Genomic DNA, 17,504 nt, shown 5'->3' on the forward strand with positions numbered 1-17,504 from the left:
TCAATATCGCCGTGGGAGGTCAGCCTCTCAGCGCGGCGCAGAGGTCTTGTGCCAGAGCTGGCGCTTGCACAGCATCCCCCCGAACTGACAGCCGTTGATCTCGATCTGCCCCGGCCCGACCAGCGCCATTTCCGCCTGCGCGGTCTGGCCGAGGTCGGGCACGAACACCTCGCCGTTCCAGACGTTGCGGCCGGCCGGCCGGAAGTCGCGCATCAGCATCGTGCCCACCAAGCGCGGCGTGCCGCCTTCGGCTGCCGCCTCGATTGCGGACGGCGCCGCCCAGACGACGCGGCCGCACAGCGCCGGCCCGCAGCGGCTGATCGCAATCGTCACGGTCTCCTTGCGGTTCATCCAAGTGCCGAGCACCGGATCGGCGGGGCGGGGAGCCGGGTGAGCCGCGGCGGCAATGGCAAGAGCGAGACCAAGCATGGCGCAAACCTCCGTTACGGGCGCCGCTAGCTTCGCGATAATGTCTGCTACGTGAACGTCACGCCGGCCGAACGCAGCGCGCGGGGCGGTTGATCATGCATGCGGCGCCATGCCCTGCGGAGCTGCCGCGAGGAGCCGAAGCCGGTGCGTTCGGCGACGCGCTCCATGTCGAGCTGCGTCTGCGTCAGCAGCTCGCGGGCTAACGCCACGCGAAGCCGAGCTACATAGGTGCCGACGCTCATTCCCGTATGTTCGTTGAACAGCCGGGACAGGTTGCGCGGGCTGGCGCCGGCGGCTCTCGCCAATTCCGCGACCGACCAGTCCCGCGCCGGGTCGGCCGCGACGGCGTCCTGCGCGCGGTGAACGGTCCGGTGGAGATGGTTGCGTCCGTCGAGCCAGGGCGAAAGCTGCGGATCGCCGCCTTCGCGCCTGAGATAGACGACTAGGTAGCGCGCCACCGCGGCGGCGACGCCGTGCCCGGCTTCCGTCGCGATCAGGTGGAGCATCAGGTCGATGCCGGCCGTGATGCCGGCGCTGCTCCATCGCCCGCGGTCCTCCACGAACAGGCGATTCTCCAGTACTTTCGCTGCCGGCGCGACGGCGCGCAGCTCGGCGATGCAATCATGGTGCGTCGTGCATTGCAGCCCGTCGAACAGCCCAGCACGCCCGGCGGCGATCGCCCCGGAGCAGATCGTGATGAGGCGGTGATCCGGCCGGACGACAGCGGCAAGCCAGTCGGTCAGTTCGCCGTCTTCGCCAGTAGGCTCGTCTTCGATGCCGAGCGCCGACGATGCAGAGCCGGCGACGACGGCCGTCGCTTGCTCGGGCAGGTGTGCTGGCAGTGCCGCCAATCCGCTGATCGTCAGTCCGATCGAGGTCGCAACGTAGCGCGTGGCGGCGACATAGGTGACGTCGAACCGCACTTCGTCCTGGATCAGGTTTGCCTTGCGCACCGCCTCCATCGGCCCCGCGACGTCCAACAGCAGCGTGCGTGGCTGCAGCGCGACGGTCAGGGGAACGCGACGCGTCATGCCGCGAGCGGCGTCAGTTCGCCGAGCACCTCGTCGACGGTCCGGATGGTCGCGAACCGTCCGGCGAGCACCAACTCCGTCCGCACGCGAATGTCCTCTGCCGAGAACAGCCCGCCCGACGGGTGGCGCATCGCGAAGGTGAGCGTGGCGTCGGTCACGTAATCGACCGCAAATCCCAGATCGGAGGCATGACGCGTCGTCGTTTCGCAGCATTGCTCCGTGCGGATGCCGCTGACGATCAGGCGGCGGACGCCAGCCGAGCGCAACCAATCCTCCAGGCCCGATCCGACCAGCGCGCTATGCACATGCTTGCGAAACGTCGCTGTCGGATCGATGCGGAGGGGATCGATCGTCCGCACCAGGCCGCTGGCGTCGGAGAAAACGCCCGAATCCTCGACATGGAAGATCTGCAGCACCGGCACCCCGGCCGCCGCGCATCCGTCGATCAGCCGCTGTTGTTCGGCGAAATAGCGTCGCGCTTCGTCCTCGACCCAATAATCCCGGTGCCGGAAGGATTGCTGGGCGTCGATGACGAGAAGGGCTGTGTCGATCATGGGAGTCTCCATCGGTCAATTCCGGACCGAAAGCTACATGCCCGGCAACAACGGTAATATACATGGACGAGACTGAATTCGGACAATTCACGCCATCTCACGCCGATGCTTGCAATGCGGCAGTGGCGGGAACACACTCGGCGCGGGAGTGGATGGGATGAGTTCGGAGCGGTGTGCATGCTTCGGGTCGTAAGGCGCGCCAAGCGAGGCATGACCCTGCTGGCGCTGGGGCTGGTGCTCGCGGCCGGCCCGGTTGGCGCTGCGGCACCCAAGCGCAAGCCGCTGCCCGAAGGCGCGATCATGCCGCCGCTGCCGCCGGCCGTGATCGACGATACGCTGGCGATCGGCGGCAACGACATCGACGCGCGCAAGGTCCGCACCCGGATGACCGTCGCTGTTAAGGTGAATGGTCAGGGACCATACCGCTTCGTCGTCGACAGCGGCGCGGACAGCTCGGTGGTGGGGGCGCGCGTCGCGCGGCTGCTGCAACTGCCACTGGGCACGCCGGTGCTGCTGAACGGCATGACCGAAACGACGCGCGTCGACCGCGTGCATGTCGACACGCTGGAGCTGGGCAACAGCACCATCAACAACCTGCAATTGCCGTCGCTGCAGGAACGCGATCTGGGCGGCGACGGCATGATCGGCATCGACGCGCTGGTCGAGCAGCGGCTGATGATGGATTTCGAGACCCGGGTGATCAAGGTCGAGGATGCGAAACTGCCGCCGCCTCGGGCAATGGACGGCGAGATCGTCGTCGTCGCCCGGCGCCGGCGCGGGCAGCTCATCCTCACCCAAGTGACCGCGAACCGCAAACCGATCGACGCGGTGATCGACACGGGTTCGGAAATCACGATCGGCAATTTGGCGCTCCGCGACCAGCTCATCCGGCGCTTTCCGGACAAATTCACTACGATCGCCGTGACCGGCGTGACGGGCGTGACCGTCAACCTGCAATTGGCGCGCGTCGCGGAGCTGCGCGTCGGCACCATCCTGCTGCGGGACGTGCCGATCGCCTTTGCCGAGGTGCCGCCGTTCGCGGTGTTCGAGCTTTCGGACAAGCCGGCGCTGCTGCTGGGCACCGACATCCTCGAGACGTTCCGCCGCGTCTCGCTCGATTTCCGCGCGCGCAAGGTGCGCTTCCAGCTCAAACGCTGCGGGTCGACGGGCATTACGCTCAGCACGACTTACTCAGCCTCGCTGACGCGGCTGTCATCCGGCGGGAATAACGAGACCTGCAAGCGATAGCGGCGGCGCTCCAGCGGGATTGCTTTAATCCTAAAATATCATAGCATCGCAGCATGGCGCTGACGGGCAGACGGGTGCTGGTGACCGGCGGATCGAGCGGGATCGGGCTCTCGATCGCCCGGGCGTTTCACCAGGCGGGCGCGGAGGTGCTGGTCGCGGGGCGCAATCGGGAGCGGCTCGAGGCGAGCGGCCTGCCGTGGGTGCAGATCGATGTGTGCGACGAGGCTGCGCTTGCGGACATGCCGCCGGCGGACATCTTCGTCGCGAACGCCGGCGGAGCGGCGACCGCGCCGACCCTGAGCACCGCGCGCGCCGATTGGGATCGAATGCTGGCCCTCAACCTGACCAGCGTGTGGCTGTGCGCGAAGGCGGCGGTGCCGCCGATGATCGAGCGGGGCTGGGGGCGGTTCATCGCCATTGGGTCAACGGCGTCGGTCAAGGGCTATGCCTATGCCGGCGCCTATGCGGCGGCGAAGCATGGCGTGCTGGGGCTGGTCCGATCGCTGGCGCTGGAGCTGGCGAAAACCGGCGTCACGGCGAACGCGATCTGCCCGGGCTATACCGACACGCCGATGCTGCGCGGGGCGATGGACCGGGTGACGGCGAAGACCGGGCGCAGCGACGTGGAGGCGTCCTTCGCCAGGACCAACCCGATGGGGCGGCTGATCGCGCCGGACGAAGTTGCGGTGGCGGCTTTGTGGCTGGCGAGCGACGGGGCGGCGGGCGTAAACGGGCAGGCGATCCTGATCGACGGCGGCGAGACGGCATGAGCGGCGACCGCGATGCGCTGCGCGCCTGGCTCGCGCTGCTCGGCACCGCCAACGCGATCAAGAAGGGCGTCGACATGCGGCTGAAGCAGCGCTTCGGACTGTCGCTCGCGCGGTTCGACGTGCTGGCGGCGCTCGACCGGGCGGGAGAGGCGGGGCTGACCGCGGGCGGGCTGACCGCGTGGCTGAAAGTCACCGAAGGGAATACCACGCAGGTCACCGCGCCGCTGGTCGCGGCGGGGCTGGTCGAGCGGCGGACGGGCGCGAACGACAAGCGCGTCGCGATCTTTCGCCTGAGCGCCGAAGGCCGGACGCTGTTCGCGGCGATGGCGGCCGAGAACCGGCGCTGGATCGACGGCGCGTTCGCCGCGCTCGGCCCGGCCGAGATCGCCCAGCTCCGCGCGCTGCTCGGCGCGCTCCAGCCGCCTTTCGAGAAGGAAGCCGCATGAACCCCGAAAGCTTCGCGCCGACCCATTTCCGCTGGCGATTTGACGCGGGTGTGGCGCTGATCACGCTCGACCGGCCGGAGAGGAAAAACCCGCTGACGTTCGACTCCTATGCGGAGCTGCGCGATACGTTTCGGGCGCTCGTCTATGCGCGGAGCGTGAAAGCGGTGGTATTCGGCAGCCGCGGCGGGAATTTCTGTTCGGGCGGCGATGTGCACGAGATCATTGCGCCGCTGACGCTCATGTCGATGCCGGAACTGCTCGATTTTACGCGGATGACGGGCGATCTGGTGAAGGCGATGCGCGCCTGCCCGCAGCCGATCATCGCGGCGGTGGACGGCGTTTGTGCGGGCGCCGGCGCAATCATCGCGATGGCGTCGGACCTGCGCTACGCAAGTCCCGAAGCGAAGACGGCGTTCCTGTTCAATCGGGTCGGGCTGGCAGGGTGCGACATGGGCGCGTGCGCGATGCTGCCGCGGATCATCGGGCAGGGACGGGCCAGCGAGCTGCTGTTCTTCGGCCGGTCGTTCGGCGCGGAGGAAGGCAAGGCCTGGGGCTGGTTCAACGATATCGTGGCGGCGGACGGGTTGGAGGATCATGCGCTGGAGGCGGCGCGGCGGATTGCTGCGGGGCCGGGCTTCGCCAACGGCATGACCAAGAATCAGTTCAACATGGAGTGGAATATGAGCCTGGAGACGGCGATCGAGGCCGAGGCGCAGGCGCAGGCGATCTGCATGCAGACCAGGGATTTCGAGCGGGCCTACGAGGCGTTCGCTGCGAAGCGGACGCCGGTGTTCGAGGGCGATTGAGATGCACCAGCTCCTGCAACCGCCCGGCTGGCCGCGCCCCAAGGGCTATGCAAACGGCATCGCCGCGAGCGGCCGGCTGGTGTTCACCGCCGGGGTGGTCGGCTGGAACGCGGAAGAGCGGTTCGAGCATGACGATCTCGCCGGCCAGTTCCGGCAAGTGCTGCTCAACACCCGCGCGATCCTGGCCGAGGGCGGGGCCGAGCCGGCGCATATCGTGCGTATGACCTGCTACGTCACCGACAAGCGCGAGTACGTCGATGCCCAAGTGGCGATCGGCGCGGCGTGGCGCGAGGTGTTCGGCAAGGTGTTCCCTTGCATGGCGGTGATCGAAGTTTCGGGGCTGGTCGAGGATGCGGCCAAGGTCGAGATTGAGACAACGGCGGTGGTGCCGTGAAGATCGCCGTCATCGGCGGGGGTCCGGGCGGGCTCTATTTCGCGCTGCTGACGAAAAAGCGCCTGCCCGACTGCACCATCGACGTTTACGAACAGAACCGCGCCGACGACACATTCGGCTTCGGCGTCGTGTTCTCCGACGAGACGCTCGACGAGTTCCTGAGCGCGGACCCGGACTCCTACGATGCGATCCGGGCGAACTTCGCCTGGTGGGACGATATCGCCATCGAGCATGCGGGCGACCGCACCGTCGTCGGCGGTAACGGTTTCGCCGGCTGTTCGCGGCAGACCTTGTTGCGGCTGCTGCAGGAGCGCTGCGCCGCGCTGGGCGTCGGCCTGCACTTTCAAGAACATGTCGATCCCGCCGAGATCGAAACCCGCTTCGCCGATTGCGATCTGGTCGTCGTCGCGGAAGGGGTGAACAGCCCAATCCGCGCCGCCAATGCCGAGGCGTTCGGCGTGCGAGCAGTCGAGACACGCAATAAATTCTGCTGGCTCGGCTCGACGCGCCCGCTCGACGCCTTCACCTTCTTCTTCGTGGCGACCGAACTCGGTCACTTCTGCGCGCACACCTACCAGTATGAACAGGGTCATTCGACCTGGGTGATCGAGACGACGCCGGAGACCTGGGCGGCCCACGGCTTCGACGGGATGAGCGAGGAGGAAAGCGCGCGGGCGCTGGAGGCGATCTTCGCCGGGCCGCTCGGCGAGCATGGCTTCATCACCAATCGCTCGATCTGGCGGAGCTTTCAGACGATCAGTTGCGCGTCATGGCGCGCGGGCCAAATGGTGCTGCTGGGCGACGCGAAGGCGACGGCGCACTGGTCGATCGGCTCTGGCACCAAGCTGGCGATGGAATGCGCCGCGGCGCTGTCCGATGCGGTCGTCGTGCATCAGTCGAACCTCGATGCCGTGGTTGCCAATTACGAACGCACGCGGCGGACGCCGGTCGAGATCACCCAGCACAACGCGCAAGTGTCGCTGGGCTGGTTCGAGGACATGCCGCTCCATTGGTGCAAGCCGCGCTATCAATTCGCCTTCTCGCTGATGTCGCGCGCCAAGGCGCTGACCTGGGACAATATCGGTCTGCGCGATCCCGCGTTCCTGAAGGTGGTCGAGGACGAATTCTACGCCCGATATCGACATCGGACCGGCCGTGATCCGTCGGATCGGCCAACGCCAATGTTCACCCCGTTCGACCTGCGCGGCCTGACGATTCCGAACCGCGTCGTGATGGCGCCGATGGCGCAATATAGCGCGATCGAGGGAGACCTGACGCCATGGCATTTCAGCCACTACAGCGCGCGGGCGCTGGGTGGAGCGGGGCTGATCTTCACCGAGATGACCTGCCCCACGCCCGATGCACGGATCACCACCGGCTGCACCGGCCTATGGAGCGATGCGCAGGAAGCGGACTGGACGCGGCTGGTCGGCTTCATCCACGCGGCGACGCCGGCCAAGGTCGCGCTGCAGCTCGGCCATGCCGGGCGCAAGGGTTCGACGAATGTGCCGGAGCTGGGCGAAAACCTGCCGATGGCCGAGGGCAATTGGCCAGTCTTCTCGGCCTCGCCATTGCCTTACTTCGACAATGCCTCGCCGGTGCCGATCGAGCTCGACCGTGCACGGATGCACGACATTCGCGACAGTTTCGTCGCCTCCGCGGTGCGAGGCGCGCGCGCCGGGTTCGACATGCTCGAACTGCACGCGGCGCACGGCTATCTGCTGGCGAGCTTCCTCTCGCCACTGACCAACCGCCGCACCGACGATTATGGCGGCAGCGCCCTCAACCGCGCCCGCTTCCCCTTGGAAGTGTTCATGGCGATGCGGGAGGTCTGGCCGGCGGACCGGCCGATGTCGGTGCGCCTGTCCTGTTCGGATTGGGCGGAAGGCGGCATCACGCCCGAGGATGTCGCGATCATCGCCAAGGCTTTCAAAGCCGCCGGCGCCGACATCATCCACGCCTCGTCGGGTCAGACCGTGCCGTGGCAGAGGCCGGTCTATGGCCGCATGTGGCAGACGCCGTTCGCCGAGTTCATCCGCCTGACGGCCGCCATCCCGACTATCGCGGTCGGCGACATCACGATGCCGGAGCAGATCAACATGATCGTCGCCGCCGGCCGCGCGGATCTGTGCGCGCTCGCCCGGCCGATGCTCAACAATCCGTTCTTTGCGAGGGCTGCGGCCGGCCATTACGGTGTTAGGACCGCCTGCGGTGTTTCGCTGGACTGGCCGGTCCAGCTCCGTTCGGGCGAATATCAGCTTTATCGGGAAGCGAAGAAGGTGAACGAGAAGCTGGCGGAGCTGAACGCCCGCGCCCGTCCGAACCGCCGTCATTATAGTCATGCGGAGCGGCAGCATGGATGAGCCCGCCTTTCCCGAAGACTTCAACATGGCGGACTGGTTTCTGGCCGCGGGTGCGCCGGACAAGACGGCCATCCTCTTCGAAGGCCGGACGATCACCTACGCCGAGGTGCGGGACAAGGTGGAGCACGTCGCGCGGCGGCTCATCACGGAAGGATTGCTGCCCGAGCAGCGCGTGCTGGTCTGCATGCGCGACTGCCCGGAATTCGTCTATGCCTGGTTCGGCGCCATCAAGGCGGGCGCGGTGGTCACGCAGGTCAATCCGCTGCTGCCTTATACCGATTACGCCTACTATCTGGATTATGTGAAACCGCAGTTCGCGTTCGTAGATGATGCGAGCGCGGAGGCGTTCGGGGCGGCGGCGAAGCGGTCGCGGCACGGGCGGGGCGTCATCGGCAATTTCGAAAGCTGGCTGTCCGGCCCGATCTCGCCCGATGCAGAGCCCTGGCCGACGCGGCGCGACGACCCGGCCGTGTGGCTATTCACCAGCGGCTCGACGGGCAAGAGCAAGGCTGCCGTCCACAGCCACGGCCACTTCCCGTTCAACACCGAAGTCTATGCCAAGCGCTTCATCGGCATGCACCCCGACGACGTGACGATCTCCGGTGCGCGGCTGTATTTCGGCTATGCGACCGGCACCAACCTGATGTTCCCGTTCGCGGCCGGCGCGACCACGATCCTGTTCCGCGAACAGCCGAGCGCGGAACTGCTGTTCGATCTGATCGAGCGGCATCGGCCGACGGTGTTCACCAGCGTGCCGACGCTCATTCACAGGATGCTGGAAAGCGACCGTCGTGGCGACCTCTCCAGTCTCCGCTTCATGTGGAGCGCGGGCGAGGCTTTGCCGCGCGAATTGCACGATCGCTGGGATGAGGCGTTCGGCGTCCCGATCGTCGACGGCATCGGCAGCGCCGAGAGCTTCCACATCTATATCAGCAACCATCCCGACGACATCCGGCCGGGAAGTCTCGGCAGATTGGTGCCCGGCTATGAGGCCAAGCTGCTGGACGATGACGGCCAGCAAGTCACTCAAGGCGATGTCGGCACGCTGTGGCTGAAAGGGGCGTCAGCAGCGCTCTGCTATCACGCCGACTATGCCAAGTCGGTCGAGCATCTGCGCGGCGGCTGGATCGTCAGTGGCGACAAATTCCGCCAGGATGCGGAGGGCTATTGGTATTACGAGGGCCGGGGCGACGACCTGATCAAATCGGGCGGCATCTATGTCAGCCCGATCGAGGTCGAGAACGTCCTTGCCCAGCACGCAGCGGTCGGCGAGTGCTGCGTGCTGGGGCAGAGGGACGAGGCAGGTCTCGAAAAGCCGGTGGCCATCGTGCTGCCGCGCGCTGGCGCCGAGGCTTCAGCCGCGCTGGAAGCGGAGCTGATCGCCTTCGCCCGCGAGCGGCTCGTCCATTACAAGGCGCCGCGCGCGGTGCTATTCGCCGACGCGCCGCTGCCGCGCAACGACCGCGACAAGCTCGACCGCAAGACATTGAAAATACGGTTCGGATGAAGCCAGCGCGGCCATCGCCTCGAACACTGTTAATCTCTGATTTGCTGGCGAATTCTTCCAATAATGTCGTTTTTATCCAATACGGAATTTAACAGATCGGTAACCAATCTGTCAGGAGCAGGGGGGCTCCGGATATGGATGCACGTGGCGCGCTGGCGGGCGCGGCGCGGTGGCGTTTGCCCTTGGCAGGCGCCGCTGAATGAGTGGGAGAGATCTGGCGGCAATCGAGCACATGCTTGGTGTCGTGGAAGCGTGCCTGCTCGAAACCTTCCCCGATGATTTCTACCGCCGCTGCGCCTTTTCCGCCTTCGGAATGCGCGCACTGCTGCGCGACGCCGGTGCCGACCCGGTGCTGGTTGGCGGCCAGTTCGCCGCGTTGGTGTCTGCGCCGGACGGATCGCGGCAGGCGCTGCAGGGGTTCCGATCGGGCAAGGAGCCCCACCCGCATTACTGGGTCGAAGCGAACGACCGCCTGATCGACCTTAGCCCGCATTTGCTGGCGTTCGGATCGGATTATCCGATCCTGCCGATGCCCGCGCTTGCGTGGGAAATGAGCGCACCCCTGCCGGCCGCGTTCCGCTATCGCGCAAGGCAACGCTATCCCGACGATAGCCCGATGAGCATCGATCCCGATCTCTGCGCACAGGCGGACGCTTTCGTTGCCCGGTGCCGCGCGGTGATCGCGGATGCCGAGCGCGCGCCGCGGCTGCAATGCTGGGTGGCGAGCAATTACGCGTCGCTGCTGGCTGCGGTCCAGCGCGGCGATGCCTGGGCGTCCGACGCAAAGCGTTTCGAGCAGGTGGCGCAGAACCAGCCGATGCCGTTCTGAACGAGTGCTGGAACGCAATAGGCGTTCGGGCATAAAGGGCGGGCAGCAAAGGAGTCTCCCCATGCGCTACCGCCAGCTCGGATCGAGCGATCTCCACGTGTCCGAAATCTCGTTGGGTTCCTGGCTCACCTTTGGCGTGGGCGTGGAGGCGGATCGCGCGGCGGCCTGCGTGCACCGGGCGCTCGATCTGGGCATCAACTTCATCGACACCGCCAACATCTACGGCCGCGGGGCGGCGGAGAGCTTTCTGGGCGAGGTGCTCAGCGGGGTCCCGCGCGACAAGTACATCATCGCGACCAAGCTGTTCTTCCCGATGACGGAGACCGACCGCGGCCTGTCACGCGCGCAGGTCGAAAAGCAGCTCGATGCGTCGCTGAAGCGGCTGCGCGTGGATGTGATCGACCTGTATCAGTGCCACCGCCCCGATCCTGACACGCCGATCGAGGAGACGATGCTCGCTTTGACCGACGCGGTGAAGGCGGGGAAAGTGCGCTATCTCGGCTTTTCCGAATGGCCGGCGGAGCAGATTCGCGCGGCGCTCGCCGTTCCGGGTGCGGAGAAGTTCGTTTCCAGTCAGCCGCAATATTCGCTGCTGTGGCGCCGGCCGGAAGAGGAGATCATTCCGCTGTCGCGCGAGAACGGCATTTCGCAGATCGTCTGGTCGCCGCTCGCGCAAGGGGTCCTGACGGGCAAGTATCTTCCGGATGCGCCGCCGCCCGCAGGCACCCGCGCGACCAATGACGAGATGAACGGCTTCATTGACCGCTGGATGCAGCGCCCGGTGCTGGAGGCGGTGCAGCAGCTCAAGCCGCTCGCCCAACAGGCTGGGTTGACGCTCGGCCAGTTCGCGCTCGCCTGGGTGTTGAAGGAACCGAACGTCGCCTCCGCGATCATCGGCGCGAGCCGGCCCGAGCAGGTCGAGGAAAACGCGGCGGCCTCCGGTGCGCACGTCGATCCGGCGCTGTTCGCCGACGCGGAGCGCATCGCTGCCGAGGCGCTGGAGCGAACGCGGCAGCTTGCGTGACGGCGCGGCGGCCGTAACAGAGGCCGCCATGCTTCGTCCGCTTTCCCCGACCGACCTGCGCGACCTCCAGTCGATCAATGCCCAGCTCCAGTCCGGCGACGCCGCCGGCGCGCTCCTTCGCCTCGATGCGCTGCCCACACACAGCCGCGAGCACCAGAACGGCCTGTTCCTGCGGGCGCTGGTGCTGCAGGGGCTTGGCCGCTGGACGGATGCGCGGGACACGTTTGAACAGGCGCTCGCTCTGTCGCCGGATCATCCGGGCCTGTGGAACAGCTACGGCAATTTGCTCGACGATCTCGGCGAGAGCGACAAGGCCGTAGACGCGCTGCAGAAGGCGACGGCGCTGCAACCCAACAATAACGATTTCCGGATCAATCTCGGCATCGTGGCGACCAGCGCCGGGCAGTTCGACATCGCCGAAGCGGCGCTGGGGCAGGCCATTCGCGCCGCTCCAGGCGTGGCGCGCGGCTGGTCGGCGCTTGGGGCGCTCGAGCAGAAGCGCGGCAACGCGGACACGGCGGCGCAAACCTACCGCCGCGCTCTCGAAGTCGACGCGGAGGACATTCGCAGCCGGCACAATCTGGCCGTCGTGCTGCGCGAGGAAGACCGGCCGGAGGAGGCCCTGGAGATCGCGGAGACGGGGTTGCGGATGGGCCCGGTGCCGCCCGAGACCGCGACCTTGCGCGCGCATCTGCTGGGCGATGTCGGCCGGCACGACGAAGCGGCCGACGAGTATCGCAATATCGTCCAGCAAGTGCCCGAACAGCTCGACGCGCACGAGACGCTGGCGAGACTGCTGCCGCAGATCGGGCGGGGATCGGAAGCGCTGTCCGCCTATCATGGCGCGCTCCGGGCACGGCCTCATTCGGAAGCCCTGTGGGGATCGGCGCTGCGCTCGGCTCTGGCCGTTCAGGACTATGTCCAGCTCGCCGCCTGGGGGCAGGAAGCGGAAGGGCTGATCGGTCCGCAGCCCGACCTCCGAATCATGCGCGCCGTGGCGCTGTCGCGCATGGGCAACCATCATCGGGCGATCGCGCTGCTCAGGGAAGTGATAGACGCTGCGCCAGACCATGCTCGTGCGCATCAGCATCTCGCGCATTGCCTGACCGCGGCGGGCGACCCGAAGCAGGCCGAGGCCCACGCGCTCAAGGCGACACAGCTCGATCCGTTCGATCAGGCGCCCTGGGCGTTGCTGACAATCATCTGGCGGCTGCTGAACGACACGCGCGAATTCTGGCTGGCCGATTACCAGCGGCTGGTGACGCCGGTCGACCTCGACGCCGCGCCGGGCTTCTTCGACGAGCTGGCCGAGCGGCTCACTGCCATGCACACGACGCGCGACCATCCGGCCGATCGGTCGCTTCGCGGCGGCACGCAGACGCGCGGACGATTGTTCGACCGCAAGGACCCGTTGATCGACCGTCTGAAAGCGCAGATCAGGACCGGCGTGCAGCAGGCGCTCCGCGGCTTGCCAGACGACCCGCGCCATCCGTTCCTGTCACGCAAGTCGGCCGGCATTTCGTTCGCCGAATCCTGGTCGGTGCGGCTTCGCAGCGAAGGCTTTCACATCGGCCACATCCACCAAAACGGCTGGATGAGCTCGGCGCTCTACGTCAGTCTGCCGCCGGACGTGGGGCGGGGCGAGGCCGGAGCGCTTACCTTCGGCGCTTCCGACCCGGCGCTCGCCGTCGACCTGCCCACGCGGCGGGTGGAGAAGCCGCAGGTCGGACGGCTGGTGCTGTTCCCGTCCTATTTCTGGCACGGTACCTTGCCATTCGAGAGCGAGCAGCCGCGCCTCACCGTCGCCTTCGACGCGCTGCCGGCGTAACGGGGCGGTCCTCCCCTTGACGACCGCCCCGTCCGTCGCGGCGCCGCGGCGGATCAATAGCGCATGCTGATTTCCATGACGTCGGACGCGCTGGGGTTCGGCTTGCCGTGCGCGATCGCGCGCTTCACCGCTTCGGGCGAAATGCCGAGCGCGCGGAAGCTCTGCGCGTCGCTGGCCGAGCGGATGCGGGCGCCCGCCGCGCGCATCGTGCCGACATAGTCCGCGCTGACGTCCAACGCCTTCAGCGAGGTCAGATCGCGCGCGCTCACGCCCGGCAGAGCCCGGCTCATCTCACGCACATAATCGGGCGTGACGCCGAGCGCCGTCACCGACAGCACGTCCGACGCGCGCAGCGGCGCGCCAAGCAGCACCCGCAGCTCATGCACCACCTCGGGCCTGGCGTTCAGCGCGCGCATGCCGAGATAGTCGCTGAGGTCCGCGAACGCGCCCTCGCCATGCATTGCCGCAATATAGTCGCTGCGCACGTCGAGCAGCGGCAGCGCCAGCACGTTCGCGCGTTCCCGGAGGAGATCGTTCCTCACGCCCAGCGCCTGCACGCGCGCGAAGTACGCCGGGTCGGCCGCATAATGCAGCGTGCCCTGGCCCGTCCCGTTCGCGAACCGGCCGGTGAACGTCACGGTCCCCGATTCCCGCCGCAACACGAACGTCACCGGCTTGCCCGTGCCGTAGAGCTCCGCCCCGGTCAGCCCGGCGAGGTCGGCAAGCGGCACGGAGACGCCGAGCGTGCCATGCTCGCGCTCCATCACGTTGATGTGGAGCTCCGTCGGGTCTTTCTTGCCCACGGTCGCGGTCCAGGGCGCGTCCACCGCGAATGCCGCTTCCGCACGCGCGGTCGCGGTCACGGTCGCCGTTGCCTGGGGTTCCGCCGTCGCCGCGCCCAATCCCGCCAGCATCGCCATCGCTAAAGCCAATTTCATCGGGTCCTCCGCTTTTTCTTTCTGGCCTTCACGCAAAAGCCGGGCCAAAGCGCTGGCCCACGGATTTCCGCGGGTTTTCGACTACGAGTGTAATCGAACTGTCCGCACATGAACATGCAAAAGTCCGGATGCGGACGTTTTGGAGGACGTTATGGGTTACCGGGTGGTGGTCGCGGGCGCGACGGGCAATGTCGGGCGCGAGATGCTCAACATCCTGGCGGAGCGCGAATTTCCGATCGACGACATCGCCGCGGTCGCCTCCTCGCGCAGCCAGGGCGACGAGGTCGAGCTGGGCGACACCGGCCGCATGATCAAGGTCCAGAACATCGAGCATTTCGATCCGGCCGGCTGGGACATCGCGCTGTTCGCGATCGGATCGGAAGCGACGAAGGTCTACGCGCCCAAATTCGCCGCCGCCGGCTGCACGGTGATCGACAACTCGTCGCTCTACCGCATGGACCCGGACGTGCCGCTGATCGTGCCGGAAGTGAACCCGGGCGACATCGACCGTTATCGCGCCAGGAACATCATCGCGAACCCGAATTGCTCGACCGCCCAGCTCGTGGTGGCGCTGAAGCCGCTGCACGATGCGGCGAAGATTACGCGCGTCGTCGTCGCCACCTACCAGTCGGTGTCGGGCGCCGGAAAGAGCGGCATGGACGAGCTGTTCGAGCAAAGCCGCAACATCTTCGTCGGCGAGCAGGCGGAGCCGAAGAAGTTCACCAAGCAGATCGCGTTCAACGTGATCCCGCACATCGACACGTTCCTGGACGACGGATCGACCAAGGAAGAGTGGAAGATGGTGGTCGAGACGAAGAAGATCCTCGATCCCAAGATCAAGGTGGTCGCCACCTGCGTCCGCGTGCCCGTCTTTGTCGGCCATTCCGAAGCGGTGCATGTGGAGTTCGAGAACGAGATCAGCGCCGCCGAAGCCCAGCGCATCCTCCGCGAAGCGCCGGGCGTGATGCTCGTCGACAAGCGCGAGGACGGCGGATATGTGACGCCGATCGAGTGCGTCGGTGAATTCGCCACCTATGTCAGCCGCGTCCGCGAGGACCCGACGGTCGACAATGGCCTCGCGATGTGGGTCGTCTCCGACAATCTCCGCAAGGGCGCGGCGCTAAATGCTGTGCAGATCGCGGAGCTGCTGGGGCGTCGGCATCTGAAGAAAGCGGCCTGACCGGAAACTTTTTCCGGCGTTGGACTGAGGTCGGACGAGGGCCCGGCGTCTTAGCCGCGACGCCATGAACATCCTGGTCATCGAGGACGATCCCGACCTTCGGGACGCGCTGGGCGCCTTTCTGCGCCGCCGCGGCCTGCATCCCGACATGGCCGAGACCCTGGATCAAGCCCGCCGCAAGCTCGACGACAACAGCCACGGCGCGATGATCCTCGATCTGGGCCTGCCGGACGGCGACGGCGGCGATTTCCTGGAGGAGCTGCGGCGCGACAAAAACCCGATCCCGGTCATCGTGCTGACCGCGCGCGGCGCAGTGGCGGATCGCATCAAGGGCCTGTCGATGGGCGCGGACGATTATTTGCCCAAGCCTTTCGACCTGGATGAGCTCCACGCCCGCATCCTGGCGATTTCCCGGCGTCAGGCAGGAGTGGCGGGACCGTTCGGACGGATCGGAAACGTCGTCATCGACCACGCCGCACGAGAGGCGGTCGTCGATGGGCGATCGGCCGGGCTGACCCGGCGCGAGTTCGATCTGTTTCAGCTCCTCGCCTCGCGCCCCGGCCGCTCGGTCTCCAAGCGGCAGGCAGAACAGGCCCTATTCGGGGCAAGCGGGCCGAACGAAGCCAATGCGACTGAAGTCACCATGTCGCGGCTCCGCAAGCGGCTGGCCGAAGCCGATGCCGGCGTCGAGATCCTGACGATCCGCGGCATCGGCTATGTGCTGCGGCCGATCCCCGCCTGATGCGTCTGCCCCGCTCGCTGCTGGGCCAGATCATCGCCGCCAATATCGTGACGCTGATCGGTGCGGCGCTGCTGGTGCCGCTGGGAAGCACCGTGCTGCTTCAGCGGATCGCTGCGCATTATCAAAGGTTCGCGCTGGAGGCGCAGGCGGACGGCATCGCCGACGAGCTGGGGGACAGTGCTGCCGGTGTCATGCCGAACGGGCTGGGTTCGGCCTATGCCAACCCATTCGGCGGCCATTTCTTCGCCGTGCTGGACGATCGCGGGGGCGTGCTGATCGATGGGCACGAGCCGAAAGCCATACTCACCCACGCCGGCCGGACCACTAGGCAGGCATTTTTCCGCGATGGCGACAGCTATACGCTCGTCTCACGCGCCAACATTCATGGCCGATGGCTGCGGATAGTCACGACGCATGACATGCGCTCGCCGGGCGCGATCACGGACGACGTGGTGCGCGATTTCGTCTCGGTCTTTCTGCTGATCCTCGCGCCCATCCTCATATTGCTGATGCTGTGCAGCATGCTCCTTGCCCATCGGACGACGGCTGCGATCCGCGCCGAGGCGAGCGTGGCGGACACGATCGGCCCGGAAATGCCGGCCCGCCGCGTCCGTGCCGATCGTCTGCCCAGCGAAGTGGCGCCTTTGGCCGCGGCGATGAACGGCGCGCTCGACCGGCTGGAAAACAGCGTCCGCTCACGCAACGAGTTTGTGGGCAATGTCGCGCACGAACTGCGGACGCCGCTGGCGACGATCAAGCTTGGGCTGGATGAAGTGCCCGACGCCGACCTTCGACATCGGCTGACCCGGCTGGTGGACCGTGCCGGCCATGTAGTCGCGCAGCTTTTCGAGCTGGCCACGCTGGAGCAGCTCGACGGGGCCCTGAACGAGGTATTCGATCTCGGCGAAGCGGCACAGACGGCCGTGGACGGCGCGCTGCCGGCGATCATCGCGCGAGGCGATAGCGTGGCGTTCGACGCGTGCGCCACGCCCGTCCGGGTCTGGGGCAGGCGTGAGTTGGCCGTGCGGGCGATCGCCAATCTTATCGACAATGCGGTCCGCCACACGCCCGTGGAGACCGCGATCACGGTGGCGGTCGGCCGCGGCGGATCGGTGACCGTCGCCGACGACGGCCCGGGAATGGCGAGCGCCGATATCGGGCACGCGACCGAGCGGTATTGGCGCAAGGATCACAGCCGGTCCGACAGAGCGGGCCTGGGCCTCGCGATCGTCAAGCGCGTCATGTCGGCCATGGGCGGCTCCCTGACGATCGCAAACCGACCCGAGGGTGGCGCGCTGATAACTCTGAAATTCCCGGTCGGGGACCACGTCCGCGCGACGAAGCGCGACTACGCGACGCTTCATCGTCATCCCGGACTTGATCCGGGATCCAGCTTCTTTTCTTAAAGCGGGACC

General features: G+C 66.9%; 17 protein-coding genes. 13 read left to right on the forward strand and 4 right to left on the reverse strand.

Going from position 1 to position 17,504, the window contains the following annotated elements; all coding sequences use genetic code 11:
- Positions 1 to 27 precede the first annotated feature (27 nt).
- From ACFSCW_RS05190 to ACFSCW_RS05200, 3 genes are read right to left on the reverse strand one after another with little or no spacing between them, the layout of a single operon-like run.
- On the reverse strand, positions 28 to 429 hold the full coding sequence (locus tag ACFSCW_RS05190; protein WP_380887581.1) for a DUF2147 domain-containing protein: 402 nt from the start codon (positions 427 to 429) through the stop codon (positions 28 to 30).
- A 47-nt stretch (positions 430 to 476) separates the two neighbouring features.
- Positions 477 to 1,460 carry a GlxA family transcriptional regulator gene (locus tag ACFSCW_RS05195; RefSeq protein WP_380887583.1) on the reverse strand — a complete coding sequence of 328 codons (984 nt, stop codon included), beginning with the start codon at positions 1,458 to 1,460 and terminating at the stop codon, positions 477 to 479.
- The gene (locus tag ACFSCW_RS05200) at positions 1,457 to 2,014 is read right to left on the reverse strand and encodes an isochorismatase family protein (protein WP_380887585.1); all 558 of its coding nucleotides are present in this window, start codon (positions 2,012 to 2,014) and stop codon (positions 1,457 to 1,459) included. Before ACFSCW_RS05200 ends, ACFSCW_RS05195 begins: the two co-directional genes overlap by 4 nt.
- 177 nt (positions 2,015 to 2,191) lie before the next feature.
- Between ACFSCW_RS05200 and ACFSCW_RS05205 the strand changes: the two genes are divergently transcribed.
- The 10 genes from ACFSCW_RS05205 to ACFSCW_RS05250 all read left to right on the forward strand — a co-directional run bounded on the left by ACFSCW_RS05205 (position 2,192) and on the right by ACFSCW_RS05250 (position 13,229).
- Complete coding sequence (locus ACFSCW_RS05205) at positions 2,192 to 3,262, forward strand: aspartyl protease family protein (RefSeq protein WP_380887587.1); 1,071 nt, start codon at positions 2,192 to 2,194, stop codon at positions 3,260 to 3,262.
- Between the two features lie 53 nt (positions 3,263 to 3,315).
- Positions 3,316 to 4,032 (forward strand): SDR family NAD(P)-dependent oxidoreductase, encoded by a 717-nt coding sequence (locus tag ACFSCW_RS05210; protein ID WP_380887589.1) that lies wholly within the window; start codon positions 3,316 to 3,318, stop codon positions 4,030 to 4,032.
- Positions 4,029 to 4,478 carry a MarR family winged helix-turn-helix transcriptional regulator gene (locus tag ACFSCW_RS05215; RefSeq protein ID WP_380887591.1) on the forward strand — a complete coding sequence of 150 codons (450 nt, stop codon included), beginning with the start codon at positions 4,029 to 4,031 and terminating at the stop codon, positions 4,476 to 4,478. Before ACFSCW_RS05210 ends, ACFSCW_RS05215 begins: the two co-directional genes overlap by 4 nt.
- Positions 4,475 to 5,284, forward strand: a complete 810-nt coding sequence (locus tag ACFSCW_RS05220) for an enoyl-CoA hydratase family protein (protein ID WP_380887593.1) — start codon at positions 4,475 to 4,477, stop codon at positions 5,282 to 5,284. The genes ACFSCW_RS05215 and ACFSCW_RS05220 overlap by 4 nt, the downstream gene beginning before the upstream one ends.
- Before the next feature lies 1 nt (position 5,285).
- Positions 5,286 to 5,678, forward strand: a complete 393-nt coding sequence (locus tag ACFSCW_RS05225; protein WP_380887595.1) for a RidA family protein — start codon at positions 5,286 to 5,288, stop codon at positions 5,676 to 5,678.
- On the forward strand, positions 5,675 to 8,041 hold the full coding sequence (locus ACFSCW_RS05230; RefSeq protein WP_380887597.1) for an oxidoreductase: 2,367 nt from the start codon (positions 5,675 to 5,677) through the stop codon (positions 8,039 to 8,041). Before ACFSCW_RS05225 ends, ACFSCW_RS05230 begins: the two co-directional genes overlap by 4 nt.
- Complete coding sequence (locus ACFSCW_RS05235; RefSeq protein WP_380887599.1) at positions 8,034 to 9,548, forward strand: benzoate-CoA ligase family protein; 1,515 nt, start codon at positions 8,034 to 8,036, stop codon at positions 9,546 to 9,548. Before ACFSCW_RS05230 ends, ACFSCW_RS05235 begins: the two co-directional genes overlap by 8 nt.
- Before the next feature lie 199 nt (positions 9,549 to 9,747).
- Complete coding sequence (locus ACFSCW_RS05240) at positions 9,748 to 10,377, forward strand: hypothetical protein (protein ID WP_380887601.1); 630 nt, start codon at positions 9,748 to 9,750, stop codon at positions 10,375 to 10,377.
- Between the two features lie 61 nt (positions 10,378 to 10,438).
- Positions 10,439 to 11,401, forward strand: coding sequence for an aldo/keto reductase family protein (locus ACFSCW_RS05245; protein WP_380887603.1), 963 nt, complete (start codon positions 10,439 to 10,441; stop codon positions 11,399 to 11,401).
- Between the two features lie 28 nt (positions 11,402 to 11,429).
- The gene (locus tag ACFSCW_RS05250; protein ID WP_380887605.1) at positions 11,430 to 13,229 is read left to right on the forward strand and encodes a tetratricopeptide repeat protein; all 1,800 of its coding nucleotides are present in this window, start codon (positions 11,430 to 11,432) and stop codon (positions 13,227 to 13,229) included.
- A gap of 53 nt (positions 13,230 to 13,282) precedes the next feature.
- Here the strand turns inward: ACFSCW_RS05250 and ACFSCW_RS05255 are convergent, their stop codons facing one another.
- Entirely contained in the window at positions 13,283 to 14,167 is an 885-nt protein-coding gene (locus ACFSCW_RS05255; protein ID WP_380887607.1) for a hypothetical protein, read from the reverse strand.
- Between the two features lie 151 nt (positions 14,168 to 14,318).
- Between ACFSCW_RS05255 and ACFSCW_RS05260 the strand changes: the two genes are divergently transcribed.
- The 3 genes from ACFSCW_RS05260 to ACFSCW_RS05270 all read left to right on the forward strand — a co-directional run bounded on the left by ACFSCW_RS05260 (position 14,319) and on the right by ACFSCW_RS05270 (position 17,495).
- On the forward strand, positions 14,319 to 15,347 hold the full coding sequence (locus ACFSCW_RS05260; RefSeq protein ID WP_380887609.1) for an aspartate-semialdehyde dehydrogenase: 1,029 nt from the start codon (positions 14,319 to 14,321) through the stop codon (positions 15,345 to 15,347).
- 64 nt (positions 15,348 to 15,411) lie between these two features.
- Positions 15,412 to 16,089: a response regulator transcription factor gene (locus ACFSCW_RS05265; protein WP_380887611.1), complete on the forward strand. Its 678-nt coding sequence runs from the start codon at positions 15,412 to 15,414 to the stop codon at positions 16,087 to 16,089.
- Positions 16,089 to 17,495 (forward strand): sensor histidine kinase, encoded by a 1,407-nt coding sequence (locus ACFSCW_RS05270; RefSeq protein ID WP_380887613.1) that lies wholly within the window; start codon positions 16,089 to 16,091, stop codon positions 17,493 to 17,495. The genes ACFSCW_RS05265 and ACFSCW_RS05270 overlap by 1 nt, the downstream gene beginning before the upstream one ends.
- Positions 17,496 to 17,504: the final 9 nt, after the last annotated feature.

This window comes from Sphingomonas tabacisoli, from assembly GCF_042678385.1.
Taxonomy (GTDB): Bacteria; Pseudomonadota; Alphaproteobacteria; order Sphingomonadales; family Sphingomonadaceae; genus Sphingomonas_B; species Sphingomonas_B tabacisoli.